General features: G+C 66.9%; 12 protein-coding genes. 6 read left to right on the plus strand and 6 right to left on the minus strand.

Translation table 11 applies throughout. From position 1 onward, the window contains the following. The first annotated feature begins 61 nt into the window (after positions 1–61). The gene (locus ACI2KK_RS12095) at positions 62–1,366 is read left to right on the plus strand and encodes an MFS transporter (protein ID WP_404669072.1); all 1,305 of its coding nucleotides are present in this window, start codon (positions 62–64) and stop codon (positions 1,364–1,366) included. 70 nt (positions 1,367–1,436) lie between these two features. Here the strand turns inward: ACI2KK_RS12095 and purT are convergent, their stop codons facing one another. The 5 genes from purT to ACI2KK_RS12120 all read right to left on the minus strand — a co-directional run bounded on the left by purT (position 1,437) and on the right by ACI2KK_RS12120 (position 4,956). Further along, on the minus strand, positions 1,437–2,618 hold the full coding sequence (purT, locus tag ACI2KK_RS12100; RefSeq protein WP_404669073.1) for a formate-dependent phosphoribosylglycinamide formyltransferase: 1,182 nt from the start codon (positions 2,616–2,618) through the stop codon (positions 1,437–1,439). A gap of 183 nt (positions 2,619–2,801) precedes the next feature. Next, the gene (locus ACI2KK_RS12105; RefSeq protein WP_369987863.1) at positions 2,802–3,269 is read right to left on the minus strand and encodes a preQ0 transporter; all 468 of its coding nucleotides are present in this window, start codon (positions 3,267–3,269) and stop codon (positions 2,802–2,804) included. A gap of 318 nt (positions 3,270–3,587) precedes the next feature. After that, entirely contained in the window at positions 3,588–3,794 is a 207-nt protein-coding gene (locus ACI2KK_RS12110) for a DUF1289 domain-containing protein (RefSeq protein WP_404669074.1), read from the minus strand. Next, positions 3,787–4,311, minus strand: a complete 525-nt coding sequence (locus ACI2KK_RS12115) for a gamma carbonic anhydrase family protein (RefSeq protein ID WP_217840049.1) — start codon at positions 4,309–4,311, stop codon at positions 3,787–3,789. The genes ACI2KK_RS12110 and ACI2KK_RS12115 overlap by 8 nt, the downstream gene beginning before the upstream one ends. Positions 4,312–4,356: 45 nt before the next feature. Beyond that, positions 4,357–4,956 (minus strand): CoA pyrophosphatase, encoded by a 600-nt coding sequence (locus ACI2KK_RS12120; RefSeq protein WP_217886268.1) that lies wholly within the window; start codon positions 4,954–4,956, stop codon positions 4,357–4,359. Between the two features lie 137 nt (positions 4,957–5,093). Between ACI2KK_RS12120 and ACI2KK_RS12125 the strand changes: the two genes are divergently transcribed. The 5 genes from ACI2KK_RS12125 to ACI2KK_RS12145 all read left to right on the plus strand — a co-directional run bounded on the left by ACI2KK_RS12125 (position 5,094) and on the right by ACI2KK_RS12145 (position 14,880). Beyond that, entirely contained in the window at positions 5,094–5,648 is a 555-nt protein-coding gene (locus ACI2KK_RS12125) for an NUDIX hydrolase (RefSeq protein ID WP_404669075.1), read from the plus strand. 20 nt (positions 5,649–5,668) lie between these two features. Then, on the plus strand, positions 5,669–6,229 hold the full coding sequence (locus ACI2KK_RS12130; RefSeq protein WP_217840051.1) for a murein L,D-transpeptidase family protein: 561 nt from the start codon (positions 5,669–5,671) through the stop codon (positions 6,227–6,229). Between the two features lie 320 nt (positions 6,230–6,549). Continuing rightward, the gene (locus ACI2KK_RS12135) at positions 6,550–8,226 is read left to right on the plus strand and encodes a ShlB/FhaC/HecB family hemolysin secretion/activation protein (protein ID WP_404669076.1); all 1,677 of its coding nucleotides are present in this window, start codon (positions 6,550–6,552) and stop codon (positions 8,224–8,226) included. Between the two features lie 27 nt (positions 8,227–8,253). Further along, positions 8,254–12,693: a hemagglutinin repeat-containing protein gene (locus tag ACI2KK_RS12140; RefSeq protein WP_404669077.1), complete on the plus strand. Its 4,440-nt coding sequence runs from the start codon at positions 8,254–8,256 to the stop codon at positions 12,691–12,693. A 150-nt stretch (positions 12,694–12,843) separates the two neighbouring features. Then, on the plus strand, positions 12,844–14,880 hold the full coding sequence (locus ACI2KK_RS12145; protein ID WP_404669078.1) for a PhoX family protein: 2,037 nt from the start codon (positions 12,844–12,846) through the stop codon (positions 14,878–14,880). 251 nt (positions 14,881–15,131) lie between these two features. Here ACI2KK_RS12145 and cutA read toward each other — a convergent pair whose 3' ends face one another. Further along, positions 15,132–15,443, minus strand: coding sequence for a divalent cation tolerance protein CutA (cutA, locus tag ACI2KK_RS12150; protein ID WP_404669079.1), 312 nt, complete (start codon positions 15,441–15,443; stop codon positions 15,132–15,134). Positions 15,444–15,445 lie beyond the last annotated feature (2 nt).

Genomic DNA, 15,445 nt, shown 5'->3' on the forward strand with positions numbered 1-15,445 from the left:
CCGCCCTGCGCCTGTCGCCTGGCCGTGCCCTGTGGAGCATCGACTGTCAGGGACCTACACAATGACAACCAGCAGCACCTGCGCCGGCTCTGCCCCGGCGGCCCCGGTCAACTCGCCTGCCCGGGTGGCCACTGCCAGCTTCATCGGCACCGCCATCGAGTTCTACGATTTCTACGTCTACGCCACCGCCGCCGCCCTGGTGATCGGGCCGATCTTCTTCCCGTCCGGCTCCGGCACCGTGCAAATGCTCGCGGCGTTCATCACCTTCGGCATCGCCTTCCTTGCCCGGCCACTAGGCTCGGCGCTGTTCGGCCACTTCGGCGACCGTATCGGGCGCAAGTCGACCCTGGTCGCCTCGCTGCTGCTGATGGGCGTGTCGACCACGCTGATCGGCGTACTGCCGGGCTACGACAGCATCGGCATCTGGGCGCCGATCATCCTCTGCGTGCTGCGCTTCGGCCAGGGCCTGGGGCTGGGCGGCGAATGGGGTGGCGCGGCGCTGCTGGCCACCGAGAATGCCCCCGAAGGCAAGCGCGCCTGGTTCGGCATGTTCCCGCAACTGGGCCCATCGATCGGCTTCCTGGCCGCCAACGGCCTGTTCCTGACCCTGGCGCTGGTGCTCAGCGACGAGCAGTTCCGCGAGTGGGGCTGGCGCATTCCGTTCCTGCTCAGCGCAGCCCTGGTGCTGGTCGGCCTGTATGTGCGCCTGAAGCTCGAAGAAAGCCCGGTGTTCGCCAAGGCCGTGGCACGCCAAGAGCGGGTGAAAATGCCGGTGGTCGAGCTGTTCAGCCAGTACTGGCTGCCGACCCTATTGGGCGCCGCCGCCATGGTGGTGTGCTACGCGCTGTTCTACATTTCGACGGTGTTCTCCCTCAGCTATGGCGTAAATACCCTGGGTTACACCCGCCAGAGCTTCCTTGGCATGCTGTGCTTCGCGGTGGTGTTCATGGCCCTGGCCACACCGCTGTCGGCCTGGCTCAGCGACCGCTACGGGCGCAAGCCGGTGCTGATCGTCGGCGGCCTGCTGGCGGTGGCTTCGGGCTTTGCCATGGAACCGCTGCTGACCTCTGGCTCCACCGCCGGGGTGACGCTGTTCCTGAGCATCGAGCTGTTCCTGATGGGGGTGACCTTCGCCCCGATGGGCGCCTTGCTGCCAGAACTGTTCCCGACCCACGTGCGCTACACCGGCGCCTCGGCGGCCTACAACCTGGGCGGCATCGTCGGCGCCTCGGCGGCACCGTTCTTCGCCCAGCAGCTGGTGAGCATGGGTGGGTTGAGCTGGGTGGGGGGGTATGTGTCGGCGGCAGCGGTGATCAGCCTGATTGCTGTCTTGTGCCTGAAAGAGACGCGCGATACCGCGCTTTGATCAGTTGGGGCTGCTTTGCAGCCCTTCGCGGGTTTACCCGCGAAGGGCCGCAAAGCGGCCCCGGATTGCATCAGAACTCGACCTTGACCGCCTGCGCAGCGCGGGTGGCCTTGGCCCGGGCAGCCTCGATCGACTCATCGCGTGCCAGACACACGCCCATGCGCCGGGTGCCGTTGATTTCCGGCTTGCCGAACAGGCGGATGGCGGTGTCCGGCTCGCTCAGGGCGGCGTTCAGGTTGGCAAAGCTGGTCTGCTGCGACTGGCCTTCCGGCAGGATCACCGCCGAAGCCGACGGGCCGAACTGGCGCACGGTCGGGATCGGCAGGCCGAGGATGGCGCGGGCGTGCAGGGCGAACTGCGACAGGTCTTGCGAGATCAGGGTCACAAGCCCGGTATCGTGCGGGCGCGGCGAGACTTCGCTGAACCACACCTGGTCGCCTTTTACGAACAGTTCCACGCCGAACAGGCCACGGCCACCCAAGGCATCGGTGACCGCCTGGGCCACCCGCTGCGACTCGGCCAGGGCTTTCGGGCTCATGGCCTGGGGCTGCCAGGACTCCTGATAGTCGCCCTTCTCCTGGCGGTGGCCGACCGGCGCCAGGAAGGTGGTGCCGCCCACGTGGCGCACAGTCAGCAGGGTGATTTCGTATTCGAAATCGATGAAGCCCTCGATGATCACCCGGCCCTTGCCGGCGCGGCCGCCTTCCTGGGCGTAGTCCCAGGCTTTTTGCAAATCGTCGGCGCTGCGCAGCAGGCTCTGGCCCTTGCCCGACGAGCTCATCACCGGCTTGACCACGCACGGGTAGCCCAGGTCGGCGACTGCATTGCTGTAGTCTTCGAAGGTGTCGGCGAAGTGGTACGGCGAGGTCGGCAGGTCCAGCTCTTCAGCGGCCAGGCGACGGATACCTTCGCGGTTCATGGTCAGCTGGGTGGCGCGGGCGGTCGGCACCACGGTGAAGCCTTCGCTTTCCAGCTCAACCAGGGTGGCGGTGGCAATGGCTTCGATCTCGGGGACGATGTAGTGCGGCTTTTCGGCTTCGATCACCGCACGCAGGGCCACGCCGTCGAGCATGTTGATCACATGGCTGCGGTGCGCAACCTGCATGGCCGGGGCATTGGCATAGCGGTCCACGGCGATTACCTCGACGCCCAGGCGCTGCAGCTCGATCACCACTTCCTTGCCCAGCTCGCCGCAGCCGCACAGCAGTACACGGGTCGCGGTCGGCGACAATGGGGTTCCGATACGGGTCATTTCAGGTCCTCGAAGGCGTCCGGGGCGGCGCTACGGGTGGCGCTGCCCGCTGAAAAAGGACCGGTATTCTACACCCTGGCCAGGGCGGATCGCATCAGCTGTAGCAGCCGGTTTGCCGGCGACCCGGCCCTGGCCGGCGTGCGTTGGCCCCGCCTGCGGCGGTGATCGCCGGCAAGCCGGCTCCTACAGGGGGCGAGGCTTGGCCTGGGCGCGCCAGGCCATGATCAGCCATACCGCGGTGACGCCGGCGAACTTCGACGCCATGGCGGTGCCGACCACCACCGGCGTAAGCGCGCCGATCATGCCGAAGAAGATGAAGGTGTCCACCGGGATGCTCAGCGCCGAGCTCAGCCACAGGCGATCACGCAGGGGCCGGCGGGTGATGCTGAACACCAGCCAGTCGATCAGCTCGGAAATGAAGAACGCCGTGGCACTGGCCAGGGCGATGGCCGGCTCCGAGGTGACGTAAGAGAGCACCAGCGCCACCAGCATCGCCACCAACGCGCCATGGCCGTAGCGGGTCTGCACCATGTCACGCAGGATGAACACCAACCCGCCCCAGGCGGACCAGATCACGTCCAGGTGCGGGGCACTGGAGAAGGCGTAGTTGATGAGCACCACGCTGCTGATGTAGGCGATGAGGTAGAACATGATCTGAGAATTCGCTGGGCAAGCGGCACAGAATACTTGAATTCGGAGTCAGCGCCAGAGCCTTCGCGGGTAAACCCGCTCCCACAGGCTTGTGATGGGCATGTGGGAGCAACTGCCTTGCTCAATTTCTAAAAGCTGGTGCGGTCCCTGTAAGAGCCGGCTTGCCGGCGATCACTGGCGCAGCCGGTGCCAGCTTTAGCCTGTGCAGGCCCTATCGCCGGCAAGCCGGCTCCTACAGGTACGGCACTGGCCTGAAGCTTATGCAATTCCTGTGGGAGCGGGTTTACCCGCGAAGAGGCCCGCGTTGCAATCGACCATTCAGAGGCCGATCACCAACCCCGCCGCCACCGCCCGCTCATGGCAAAGCTTGAGCACCACCCGCCGCTCGGCGTTGTCCATGCGCCCCCAGCGGGTGATCTCGTCCACCGTGCGCTGGCAGCCGGTGCAGATATCCTGCTCGTCCAGCGCACACACGCTGACGCAGGGCGAGGCCACCGGCCGCTCGCGGGGTGTGGCGTCAGTCATCGTCAGCCACCAGGTCGCGGGCATAACGCTCGGCGTTGTGCACGTAATGCGCGGCACTGGCCTCGAGCATGCGCATTTGCTGCTCGGTGAGCTCGCGCACCACCTTGCCTGGCGAGCCCATCACCAGCGAACCGTCGGGGATGACCTTGCCTTCGGGGATCAGCGCATTGGCGCCGATGATGCAGTGCTTGCCGATGCGCGCGCCGTTAAGTATTACCGCGTTGATGCCCACCAGGCTGTAATCGTCCACCGTGCAGCCATGCAGCATGGCGTTGTGGCCGATGGTCACGCCCTTGCCCAAGGTCAGCGGCGAGCCCATGTCGGTGTGCATCACCGTACCATCCTGGACGTTGCTGCCCTCGCCGATGTCGATCAGCTCGTTGTCGCCGCGCAGCACCGCACCGAACCACACGCTGGCACGGGCCTGCAGGCGCACCTTGCCGATCAGGGTGGCGGTGGGGGCGGTCCAGCTGGTGGGGTGGGCTTCGACCTTCATGTCGCCCAGGCGGTATTTCATGTGTGGCTCCTCAGGGTTTGGCGCAGGCGGCGGGGTTGGCCCCGCTCAGTTCTGGATGAAACGTTCCGGCGGCTGGTGCAGGCTGATGCCGGCGTCGTACAGCAGGTTGACCAGCTCGACGATCATGATCGCCGACAGGCCCCAGATCTTGTAGTCGCCATAACGGTAGCTGGGCACGTACCAACTGCGCCCCTGGTAGTCGATACGGTGGGTGTGGTCACGCGGGTCCTGGCGGAAGAACTCCAGCGGCACGCTGAACACTGCAGCAATTTCGGCATCGTTGGCGCGGTACTCGACGTAGTCGGGGATCAGCCCGACGAACGGCGTCACTTTCAGGCCATGCAACGAAATCAGCGGGCTGAGCGGGCCGATTACCTCGACCAGCCCCGGTGGCAGGCCGATTTCTTCTTCGGCTTCACGCAGCGCGGTGAATACCAGGTCCGGGTCTTCCGGGTCGCGCCGCCCGCCGGGAAAGGCTACCTCGCCGCCGTGGGTGGACAACCCCTTGGCGCGCAAGGTCAACACCAGCTCCGGCTCTTCGCTGCGGGTGATGGGCAGCAGCACCGCCGCTTCCGGGAAGCGTCGATCCACCTCCAGCGAGGCGGGGGTGTGGTTGCTCATTCGGCGAAGAAGCTCGTCCAGCATTACGCACTCTCGTGTCCAAGGCCTGCCGTGCATGATGCACCAAAAGCCGCGGGGCACCCAAGCCCCGCCCGCCGGGCGCCGCTTGCAGCGGGCGGGCCGGGCGCGCCAAGATAGCTCGAACCTACAGGAATGAAAGCATGAAATTCTGCAGCGCGTGCGGCCAGCCGGTCACCCAGCGCATCCCCGAGGGCGACAGCCGCCCGCGGTACGTGTGCGACCATTGCCAGACCATCCATTACCAGAACCCCAACATCGTCGCCGGGGTGCTGCCCACCTGGGGCAGCCAGGTGCTGCTGTGCCGGCGGGCCATCGAGCCGCGCCGAGGCTTCTGGACGCTCCCGGCCGGGTTCATGGAGAACGGCGAGACCCTCGATGCTGCCGCCCGTCGCGAAACCGTCGAGGAAGCCTGCGCCCGGGTGGGTGAAACCCGCCTGTACCAGCTGTTCGACCTGCCGCACATCAACCAGGTGCACGTGTTCTTTCGTGCAGAACTTGCCGACCTGGACTTTGCCGTGGGCGAAGAGAGCCTGGAGGTGCGCCTGTTCGAGGAACATGAGATCCCCTGGGGCGAGCTGGCTTTCCGCACGGTCACGCGCACACTAGAATGCTACTATCGCGACCGCATCAGGCAGCACTACCCCATAGGCCATGAATACCTGCCGCCGATGAACGTTTCGTCGCCCACCACTTGAGTCTTCAGGGATACGGTTTCATGCGCTGGTTGCTTGCCCTTTTCTGCCTCGGAATCGCCTCGCTGTCGCAGGCGGCCTACACCGAAACCATCATCCGCAAGCCGCTTTCGGCGGCGCCGGCGCCCACCACCCCTGCCGCCCCGGCGGTTCAGGAGCGGCTGATCGACAAGGTGCTGGTGCTCAAGTCCGAACGCCGCCTGCAACTGATCAGCCGTGGCGAGCCACTGAAGACCTACCGCATCTCCCTGGGCAAGCAGCCCAAGGGCGCCAAGGAGCGCGAGGGCGACAAGCGAACCCCCGAAGGCCTGTACTGGCTGGACTGGCGCAAGGTCAGCGACCGCTACAACCTGGCCATGCACATCTCCTACCCGAACATCACCGACGCCGCCAAGGCCCGCCGCGAGGGGGTCAGTGCCGGCAGCATGATCATGATCCACGGAACCCCGATCAACGAGGAATACCCCGAGTGGTACTTCCACACCCTGGACTGGACCGAAGGCTGCATCGCCATGCGCAACGACGACATGCGCGAGGTGTGGAGCCTGGTCAAGGACGGCACGCTGATCGAGATCAGGCCCTGACGGGCATAAGTACCGCTCCCCTGTAGGAGCGGCCTTGCGCCGCGAAGGGGTGCGTAGCGCCCCCGGATTCTGGGCATCATGCGTTATCGCCGGGGCTGCTGCGCAGCCCTTTCGCGGCACAAGGCCGCTCCTACAAAGACCGTGTTCAATCTTTGCGAAACGCGCTTGTTACATAACCTTTCAGCAAAGAAATCGCCTACAAAACTAAGTAATTTTTCCGACGCCAATCAAGGCACGGGACCGCATCCAACCGGCTAGACGCATCCATAGAATCCACGCAACCGAGTACCTCAGCCGTACACGAATTGCGGGATTGCCCGATGCCCAAAACGCTCAGCCGTGCCCTCAAACTGCCCCTCGCCTGCCTGCTGCTGCACCTGGCCGGCGCGTCTACGGCTTACGCCTCCGACCCGGCCAGCCAGCAACTGCGCGAGCAGCGCCAGGCCACCGAGCAGTTCGAACGCCAACAGCGCCTGCACCGCTGGCAACGCCAGGGGCAAGCCAACCAGTCACCCGCTGACAGCTCGCCAGACCAGACCGACGGCCCCTGCTTCCCGATAAGCGGCCTGCGCCTGGCCGGCAACCGCAAGCTCTCGGCCAGCGAGCTGGAACGCACCCTGCGTCCATTGCTGCAGCCCTGCCTGAACGTACCCGCCATCAACCAGCTGCTGCGTGCCATCACCCAACGCTACGTGCAGGCCGGCTACCCGCTGGCTCGCCCCTACCTGCGCAGCGCGCCCCGGCCCGGCGAGCCGCTGGACATCCTGATCGTCGAGGGCCACGTCGAAGCCATCGAACTGACCGAGCCGCTGCCGTTGTCGCTGCAAGGCGCCTTCCCTGCCCTGCTCGGCCAGCCGTTGCACCTGCCCGACCTGGAGCAGGGCCTGGACCAGCTCAACCGCCTGCGCGCCTACGAGGTCACCGCCGAACTGCTGCCCGGCCAGGCGCCGGGGGCCACGCAGGTCGCCCTCACCCCGCGCCAGGTGCGCAGCCGCTGGCATCTGGAAGGCCGCTTCGACAACCGTGGCAGCGAACTGACCGGGCGCAATCGCCTCAACCTCGGGCTGGGCATCGACAGCCCGCTGGGCCTGAACGACGACCTGCGCCTGTCGCAGCTTGCGACCGTACTCGGCGCCCCGGGCCAGAGCCGTGGCCTGAGCCTGTACTACAACATCCCCTACGGCCCGTGGAGCTTCACCCTCAACGCCAGCCAACTGAGCTACAGCGCCCCGCTGCCCAACGGCCTGCAGGCCGAGGGCGGCAGCCGCTTCCAGGGCCTGGCCGCCGAACGCCTGCTGTGGCGCAACCAGCACGGCATGCTCAGTGCCGGGGTGCGGCTGGACCGCAAGCAGCTGGAAAACCAGCTCAAGGGCCAGCAACTGAAAGTGCAGAGCACCACGCTCACCACCCTGGACGCAGGGCTCAACCTGCTGTGGCTCGAACACGGCCTGTGGAGCGCCTCGCTGGGCATCAGCCAAGGCATCGACGCCCTCGGTGCCGACCACACCATACGCGCCCGCCGCGCCCCGCAGCCGGACTTTCGCAAGTACCGCGCCAGCCTGCTCTACCTGGCCCAGGCGCCACCTGCGCCCCCCTGGCGCTGGCAGAGCGAGCTGAACCTGCAGTACAGCCCGGATTTTCTGCCCGCCGTCGAACAGCTGGCACTCAACGACGACAGCGCCGTGCGCGGCGTACGCCAACTCACCGTCACGGGTGCCAGCGGCGCCGTCTGGCGCAACACCCTCAGCTACCCCATCACCCTTGCTTCATCGCCGACGGTGCAACTGCGCCCGTTCCTCGGCGTGGACCTCGGCTGGGCCCGCTTCGACCAGGGCAGCCCCTCGCAACGCCTGGCCGGCAGCGCCATCGGCCTTGAGCTGAGCCTGCCCGGCAACCGCATCCGCCTTGACTACCAGCGCGCGCTGTATGCCAGCGACCTGCCGCGCCGGGCACTCGAACCTGGGTACTGGGGCCTGGAGTGGGCCCTCGACCTTTGACTCACCCACAGAAAGGAGAGCACCACAATGACCCATGACTCAACATTACGCCCTCTGCGCCCCGACCGCCTGCGCTGGGCCATCTTCCTTTGCTTGCTGGCGCCACCCGCCCTGCACGCCGCAGCCCCCTTGCAGCCGGCCAGTGGCCCCGGCGGCACACCGATTATCAGCAATGCCCACGGCGTGCCGGTGATCGACATCGTCGCGCCCAACGCCAACGGCCTTTCGCACAACCAGTTCCTCGACTACAACGTCGACCGCCAGGGCCTGGTGCTGAACAACGCCGTGCAGGCCGGCCAGTCGCAACTGGCCGGCGCGCTGGGCGCCAACCCGCAGTTCCGCGGCCAGGCTGCCTCGACCATCCTCAACGAGGTGATCAGCCGCCACGCCTCGCTGATCGAAGGCCCCCAGGAAATCTTCGGCCGCGCCGCCGACTACATCCTGGCCAACCCCAACGGCATCACCCTCAACGGCGGCAGCTTCATCAACACCACCCGCGCAGGCTTTCTGGTCGGCACGCCGGTGATCGAGAACCAGCGCATCAAGTACCTCGACACCCTGCAGGCCGACGGTGCGCTGAATGTGCAGGCCGGCGGCCAGAGCAACCTCGATGGCGCACTGGACCTGATCGCCCCGCGCATCGACAGCCAGGGGCCACTGCAAGCCAAGGGCAACCTGAACCTCACCGCCGGCCGCAACCGCCTGGACGCCAGCACCGGCGAAGTGCTGCAGCACCTGCCAGGCACCCCGTCGAGCATCGACGCCAGCCTGTTCGGCGCCATGCGCGCCGGGCGCATCAGCGTGCGCAGCACCGCCGAGGGCGCCGGCGTGCGAGTGGGCGGGGTCGAGCTGCAGGCCGACGACAGCCTCAGCCTGCACTCGGCCGGTGACCTGCAGCTCACCGCAACCCAGGGCAAGGCACGGCAGATCGAAGCCCGTGCCGGGCAAAACCTGATACTCGACGCCGACACCCGCGAAAATGTGCAACGCGACCGCGAAGCCTGGAACAAGAAAGCCTGGTTCATCACCACCGAAACCTACAACCGTGAGCGCACGCAAACCGACCGCACGCAACAAGGCACAAATTTGCAGGCCAGCGAAGGCCTGTCGCTCGACGCAGGCTCTGACCTGCAACTGACCGCTGCAAAACTGAAAGCCGGCACCACCCTGGCGCTGCACAGCGGTGGTGATATGGCGATCGAGACCGGTATCGACAGCCGCAAGGTCGAGGAGCAGGTTCGCCACCGCAAGCACCTGTGGCGCGGGGACAGCAACAGCGAGCAGTACAGCGAAAGTGCCAGCGCCAGCACCCTGGAGGGCGGCACCCTGAAGGCCTGCGCCGGGCGCAACCTGCGCGTGCGCGCCAGCGAACTGCGCAGCCAGGGCGACCTGCAACTGCAGGCTCGCCAGGTCGAGGTGGGCGAACAGGCACTCAGCGACAACGCCAATCAGCGTGATTACCGCGGCGACCTGGTGTCTGGCACCTTCTTCGGTAACCGCAAGGGCAACGACACCCAGGGCAGCCAGGCCGCCGGCAGCAGCGTACGGGCCGAGGGCAAGCTCGACGTGGCGGCCGAAAGCATGAGTATTCGCGCCAGTGCGGTCAGCAGCGGCGGCGACGCCGTGCTGTACAGCAACAAGGCCGGGTTGACGGTGGAAGCCGCCCACAGCACCCGGCAGTCGCAGCAGCACGCCAGCGACAGCCAGGTGTTCGGGCTGACGGGCAAAAGCAGCCAGAGCAAGAGCAGTAGCGACGAAGTGCTGGTCAGCGACGTGCGCTCCAGCAGCAACCTGCGCCTGGCCAGCGCCGACGAGCTGAAGGTCAAGGGCGCCACCCTCGCCGCCGAGGGCAGGCTCGAACTGGATGCCAAGGGCCAGTTGCGCCTGGAAAGCGCGCAGGCCAGCCACAGCAGCGAGAGCAACGAGCAGCAGCGCTACTTCACCGCCAGCGCCCGGCAAACCCAGCAAGCCCAGGACGGCAAGCCCGACTCGCGGCAGTTCGAGGCCAGGGTTGGCTACGAGGTGGCCTCGGTCGAGCAGCAGCGATCCGCCACCAACCAAGTCGGCAGCACCCTGAGCGGCGCCAGCGTCGGCCTGCACAGCGACGCGCAACTGGTCGCCAGCGGCGCACAGGTCAAGGCCACCGCCGGCGACCTCACGGTCAAGGCCGCCGAGGTGCAACTGAATGCGGCCCAGGCCACCGAGCAAAGCAACACGGTCACCACCCGCAGTGGCGGCGGCCTGGAGGTGACCGGCGGCATCGACCGCGTGGGCAGCGCCTACGAAGGCCACCGCAACCGCGACAGCCTCAGCGAAAGCAGCAGCACGGCGCAGGCCAGCGAGCTGAAAGCCAGCGGCGACTTACACCTTGAGACCGCGCAGCTGAGCAGCGAAGGGGCCAAGGTGCAGGCCGACGGCCAACTGCGGGTGAACGCCGGGCGCATCGACAACCGCGCCGCCGCCGACACCACCGAGCGCGAAACCTCCAGCAACCATTGGCAGGGCAGCCTGGGCGCCAGCATCGAGTACCGGGATATTTCCCGGCCCATCGAGCGCCTGGTCGAAGGGCGCGAAGCGGCACGCTTCCAGCAGGCCGGTATCGAAGATGCCCTGGCGCCGCCCAGCGTGGGCGCAGACTTTGCCATCGAGCACCTGGCACGCCGGCAAACCGACAGCACCAGCACGGCCCGGGCCAGCCAGTTCAGCGGCTCTGCGGTGAATGTGCAAGCCGACAACATCCAGGACCAGGGCACCCACTACAGCGCCACCAGCGGCCAGTTGCACATCGACGCCAACCAGCATCAGTTGCTGGCCGCCAGCGACCAGCAGCGCCACGAGGTGCAACGCACCGATGTGGCGGGTGGCCTGCGAGTGGACACCAGCACCGGCGAAGACATCAACGGCCGCCTCGAAGGCAAACTCGGCACCTTGAGCGACGTGCAGACCACCACCCTCGCCCGCCCGGGCAGCCTGCTCGGGCAAACCGGCATCCAGGTGCAACTGGGCAGCGATGGACGCTACGAAGGCACGCGCATCGACGCAGGCAGCGGCCCGGCCAGCCTCGTCAGCGGCGGCAAGCTGACCCTGGCCGCCGCCCACGACCGCAGCACTCAAGGCAAGAGCCAGCTGGACGCCAGTCTCTGGGCCAAGGGCGGCAACCGCCCCGGCAGCACCGGGCTGGATGCGCGCGGGTACGGCGACTACAGCACCCGCGAAAGCGAAGATGCCACGGCCCAGGTCGCCAGCGTTCAGTCCAAGGGTTCGGTGATGTTGAGCAGCAGCGCCGACCTCAGCGTGGAGGGCGCGCGCATCGAGGCCACAGGCGATATCACCCTGCACAGCGACGGCACATTGAAGGTGCTGGCCGCCAACAGCAGCCACCGGGCCAACGGCAACACCCTGGGTGGCGGCCTGGAGGTGGCGCTGAGCAAAGGCACCGGTAAGGGCGGCGGCCTGGGTGGCCACTTCACCAGCGCCAAGGTGGATGAAGACAGCCAGCAGGCAGTGAACGCCCGCTTCGCAAGCCAGGGCAGCGTGCAGCTCACCAGCCTCGCCCGTGATGACCAGGCCTTGCAGGTGCAAGGGTTGCAGGCCAGCGCCGCGCGCATTGGCCTGGACGCGCGCAACGGCGGCTTGCTGGTGGAGGCCTCCGCCCAAAGGGACTGGCGCAACAACCTCGACGTCACCGCCGGCGCAGGTGTGCGCCTGAACCGTGGCGAAACCACCGACAAGGACATCCGCGCCCTGCACGGCCGGGTGCAGGTGGCCGTGGACAAGCGCGACAACCAGACCTGGAGCGACAGTACCCTGCGCGCCGACCACATCGAGCTGAACAGCCGCGGCAATACCCGCATCGAAGGCGCAAGGCTTGAGGCCGAGCGTATCGAGGGCAAGGTGGGCGGCGACCTGCTGGTGGCCAGCCGCAAGGACCGGGTCGACAGCCTGACGGTTGCCGTCGACGGGCGCCTGAGCCAGGAGAAGAACCCCCAGGGCCATATCAATGCCGCCAGTGCGCTGGCCGGGCCGGCCTCGGGCAAGGTGCGGGAAAAGGCCGGCAAGGCCCTGGCCCGCACCGAGCCTGCGCTGTCCCCCACCGTCAAGGTGCAGGTCAGTCGCGAGCAGCGCGACAGCGTCACCCGGCAAACCACCCTGGCCGGCAGCCAGGGCATCGAGCTGAAAGTCGGCGGCGATACCCGCCTGGTCGGCGCCCGGTTGCAGGCCAGTGAAGGCAGCGTGGCGCTGGGCAGCAGCAGTGTCACCCGCGAAACCCTGACCGGCAGCGATTCGCGCCGGGACGTGTCGGTGGACCTGAGCAACTCGCCGGTCGATATCGGCACTGCCCTGGTTGGCAGCTTCAAGGACAAGGGCGCCGCGCAGGGTGAAAACGCCCTCGACCTGGGCCTGCTGCGCACCAGCGGCTACAGCCGCAACACCGAGCTGACCTCGAGCGTCGACAGCAAGCGTTAAGTCACAGGGCCCGGGTACGCCCGGGCTTTTACATCCAACCTGCCGATACTGCGCGAGCGCCCACTGCAGTAACAGTCCTGCAATGTAATCATCATGATCGCGCTCTAAAGTCGGCTTTCTGCGTTATTCCAGACAAGAAAAGGACACCTGATGAGTCGAGACAGCGGCGACAACCTGGACCGCAACCACGCCGGCAACCTACCGATGGCCAGCGTCATGGACGCCTACCTGAGCCGCCGCAGCGTCATCCGCGGCAGCCTCGGTGCAGCCATCGCGATGATCGCCGGCACCGGCCTGACCGCCTGCTTCGATGGCAGCACCGGCAAGCCCGCGCCTACCCCGCAGCCAAGCAAACCCAAGCTCGGTTTCCAGTCGATCAAGGGCTCGCGCACCGACGCCTGCGCCATTGCCCCCGGCTACAGCGCCCACGTACTGGCGCCCTGGGGCACCCCGCTGAACAGCAACGGCGCCGCCTGGAAAGCCGACGGCAGCAACAGCGCCAGCGATCAGGCCAACGCCATGGGCATGCACCACGACGGCATGCGCTTCTTCCCCATCGACGGCAGCTCTGACGACGGCCTGCTGGCGATCAACTTCGAATACATCGACACCGCCGCCCTGCACCCCCACGGCCCGACCAACGCAATCAGCGGCCAGCGCCCGGCCGAAGAAGTGCGCAAGGAGATCAACGCCCACGGCGCTGGCGTGGTGCGCATCCGCAAGGTCAGCGGGCGCTGGCAGGTGGTCGACAACGACCCGCTCAACCGCCGCTTCACCACCGCCACGGTGATGGACATCGCCGGCCCCTTGCGCGGCACCGACCACGTGCGCACGCGCTTCTCCCCGGCCGGCCTCGAGTGCCGCGGCACCAATAACAACTGCGGCAACGGCTACACCCCGTGGGGCACCTACCTCACCTGCGAAGAAAACTGGCCCGGTATCTTCGTCAACACCGCCAGCCGCCCGGCCGACCAGGTACGCATCGGCGTTGCTGCCACCGCCGGCCAGTACCGTTGGGAAAGCGCAACGGGTGATGCCAGCGAGGTGGACGACGAGTTCGCCCGCTTCGATGTCACCCCCAAGGGCGCCAGCGCCAGCGACGACTACCGCAACGAGGCCAGCACCTTCGGCTACATCGTCGAGATCGACCCGTACAACAGCGCCACCCGCGCGGCCAAACGCACGGCGCTCGGGCGCTTCCGCCACGAAGGCTGTTGCCCGGGCCTGGCGGTGGCCGGCAAGCCGCTCACCTGGTACACCGGTGACGACTCCAACAACGAGTACCTGTACAAGTTCGTCTCTGACGCCGTGTGGGACCCGGCCGACGCCAAGGCCGCCGACCGCCTGGCCACCGGCGCCAAGTACCTCGACAAGGGCAAGCTGTACGTCGCCCGCTTCAATGCCGATGGCAGCGGCGACTGGTTGCTGCTCGACGTTGCCACGCCAACCCGCGACGGCAAGACCCTCGGCGCGCTGTTCGGCGACCTGCCGGGCATCATCGTCAATACCCGTGGCGCGGCCGATGCCGTGGGCGCAACGCCCATGGACCGCCCCGAGTGGACCGCGGTCAACCCGCTCAATGGCGACGCCTACCTGACCCTGACCAACAACAGCGCACGCAGCGCCGACAAGACCGACAAGGCCAACCCGCGCGGCCCCAACCGCCATGGCCATATCATTCGCTGGCACGACAGCGACGATCACCAGCACTTTGCCTGGGACATCTTCGTGTTCGGCGCCAATGCCGATGGCGGCGCTGACATCAACCGCTCCGGCCTGACCGAAATGAACCAGTTCGCCAGCCCCGACGGTATGAGCTTCGATAGCCGCGGCGTGCTGTGGTTCGAGACCGACAATGGCGAAGAAACCCTGACCCGCTACACCAACGACCAGTTGCTGGCGGTGATCCCCACTGACCTGGTGGATGGCAACGGCAAGCAGGTACCGATCAACGCGCAGAACCAGGCCGACCTGCGGCGGTTCTTCGTCGGACCCAATGGTTGCGAGGTCACGGGGATCACCTTCACCCCCGACAACAAGACCTTGTTCATCAATATCCAGCACCCGGAGAACTGGCCGTCCACGGACGTGGCCACCGATGTGACCCCAGCGGGGAGCAAGGTACGGCCGCGTTCGTCGACCGTGGTGATCCAGCGGCTCGATGGCGGGGAGATAGGCACGGCCTGAAAGCCGCTCCCGCAGGTGCAGCGCTGGCTTCAAGCCTGACGCGATCCTGTGGGAGCGGGTTTACCCGCGAAGCAGCCAGCGCGGTGGGTGGCACCGGCTGCGCCGGTGTTCGCGGGTAAACCCGCTCCCACAGGACTGAGTAAAGTCCAAATCATGCGCTCTGAAACGCATCGCGGGGCAAGCCCGCTCCCACGCAATCTCATCGGTTGCGTGGGAGCGGGCTTGCCCCGCGATGGATGTTGCGCCGAACCTTAGAAATCGGCCAGCGGCCAGACCTCATAGGCCGGTGTTTCGTAAGGGTGGCTGTGCTTCAGCGCTGCGACCACCTGAGCGATCAGCTCATCGGCCACCACAAGCTCCACCTTCCACTCTTCGACCGTCTCGACCTGGCCGGTTTGCCCAAGGTACGGCTGGCTGCCGTGCAACGGGCGAAACTGGCCCTGGCCAAGCACTTGCCAGGCGCAGTGCTCATAAGCGCCAATGCGCCCGCCACCTGCGGCGAACACAGCGGCCTTGACCACCTCGACATGGCTGCCGGGGACGAAGAAGGCGAGCTTGTACACGC

Origin of the sequence: Pseudomonas sp. NPDC089406, from assembly GCF_044900265.1 — a bacterium.
Classification (GTDB): domain Bacteria; phylum Pseudomonadota; class Gammaproteobacteria; order Pseudomonadales; family Pseudomonadaceae; genus Aquipseudomonas; species Aquipseudomonas fakonensis.

What these genes read in the sequence shown, in the direction of transcription:
- ACI2KK_RS12105 (WP_369987863.1), bottom strand. Translation starts at nt 3,269, where the DNA reads ATGTTCTACCTCATCGCCTACATCAGCAGCGTGGTGCTCATCAACTAC.
- ACI2KK_RS12135 (WP_404669076.1), top strand. Translation starts at nt 6,550, where the DNA reads ATGCCCAAAACGCTCAGCCGTGCCCTCAAACTGCCCCTCGCCTGCCTG.
- ACI2KK_RS12110 (WP_404669074.1), bottom strand. Translation starts at nt 3,794, where the DNA reads ATGACTGACGCCACACCCCGCGAGCGGCCGGTGGCCTCGCCCTGCGTC.
- ACI2KK_RS12095 (WP_404669072.1), top strand. Translation starts at nt 62, where the DNA reads ATGACAACCAGCAGCACCTGCGCCGGCTCTGCCCCGGCGGCCCCGGTC.
- ACI2KK_RS12120 (WP_217886268.1), bottom strand. Translation starts at nt 4,956, where the DNA reads ATGCTGGACGAGCTTCTTCGCCGAATGAGCAACCACACCCCCGCCTCG.
- purT (WP_404669073.1), bottom strand. Translation starts at nt 2,618, where the DNA reads ATGACCCGTATCGGAACCCCATTGTCGCCGACCGCGACCCGTGTACTG.
- ACI2KK_RS12130 (WP_217840051.1), top strand. Translation starts at nt 5,669, where the DNA reads ATGCGCTGGTTGCTTGCCCTTTTCTGCCTCGGAATCGCCTCGCTGTCG.
- ACI2KK_RS12115 (WP_217840049.1), bottom strand. Translation starts at nt 4,311, where the DNA reads ATGAAATACCGCCTGGGCGACATGAAGGTCGAAGCCCACCCCACCAGC.
- ACI2KK_RS12145 (WP_404669078.1), top strand. Translation starts at nt 12,844, where the DNA reads ATGAGTCGAGACAGCGGCGACAACCTGGACCGCAACCACGCCGGCAAC.
- ACI2KK_RS12140 (WP_404669077.1), top strand. Translation starts at nt 8,254, where the DNA reads ATGACCCATGACTCAACATTACGCCCTCTGCGCCCCGACCGCCTGCGC.
- ACI2KK_RS12125 (WP_404669075.1), top strand. Translation starts at nt 5,094, where the DNA reads ATGAAATTCTGCAGCGCGTGCGGCCAGCCGGTCACCCAGCGCATCCCC.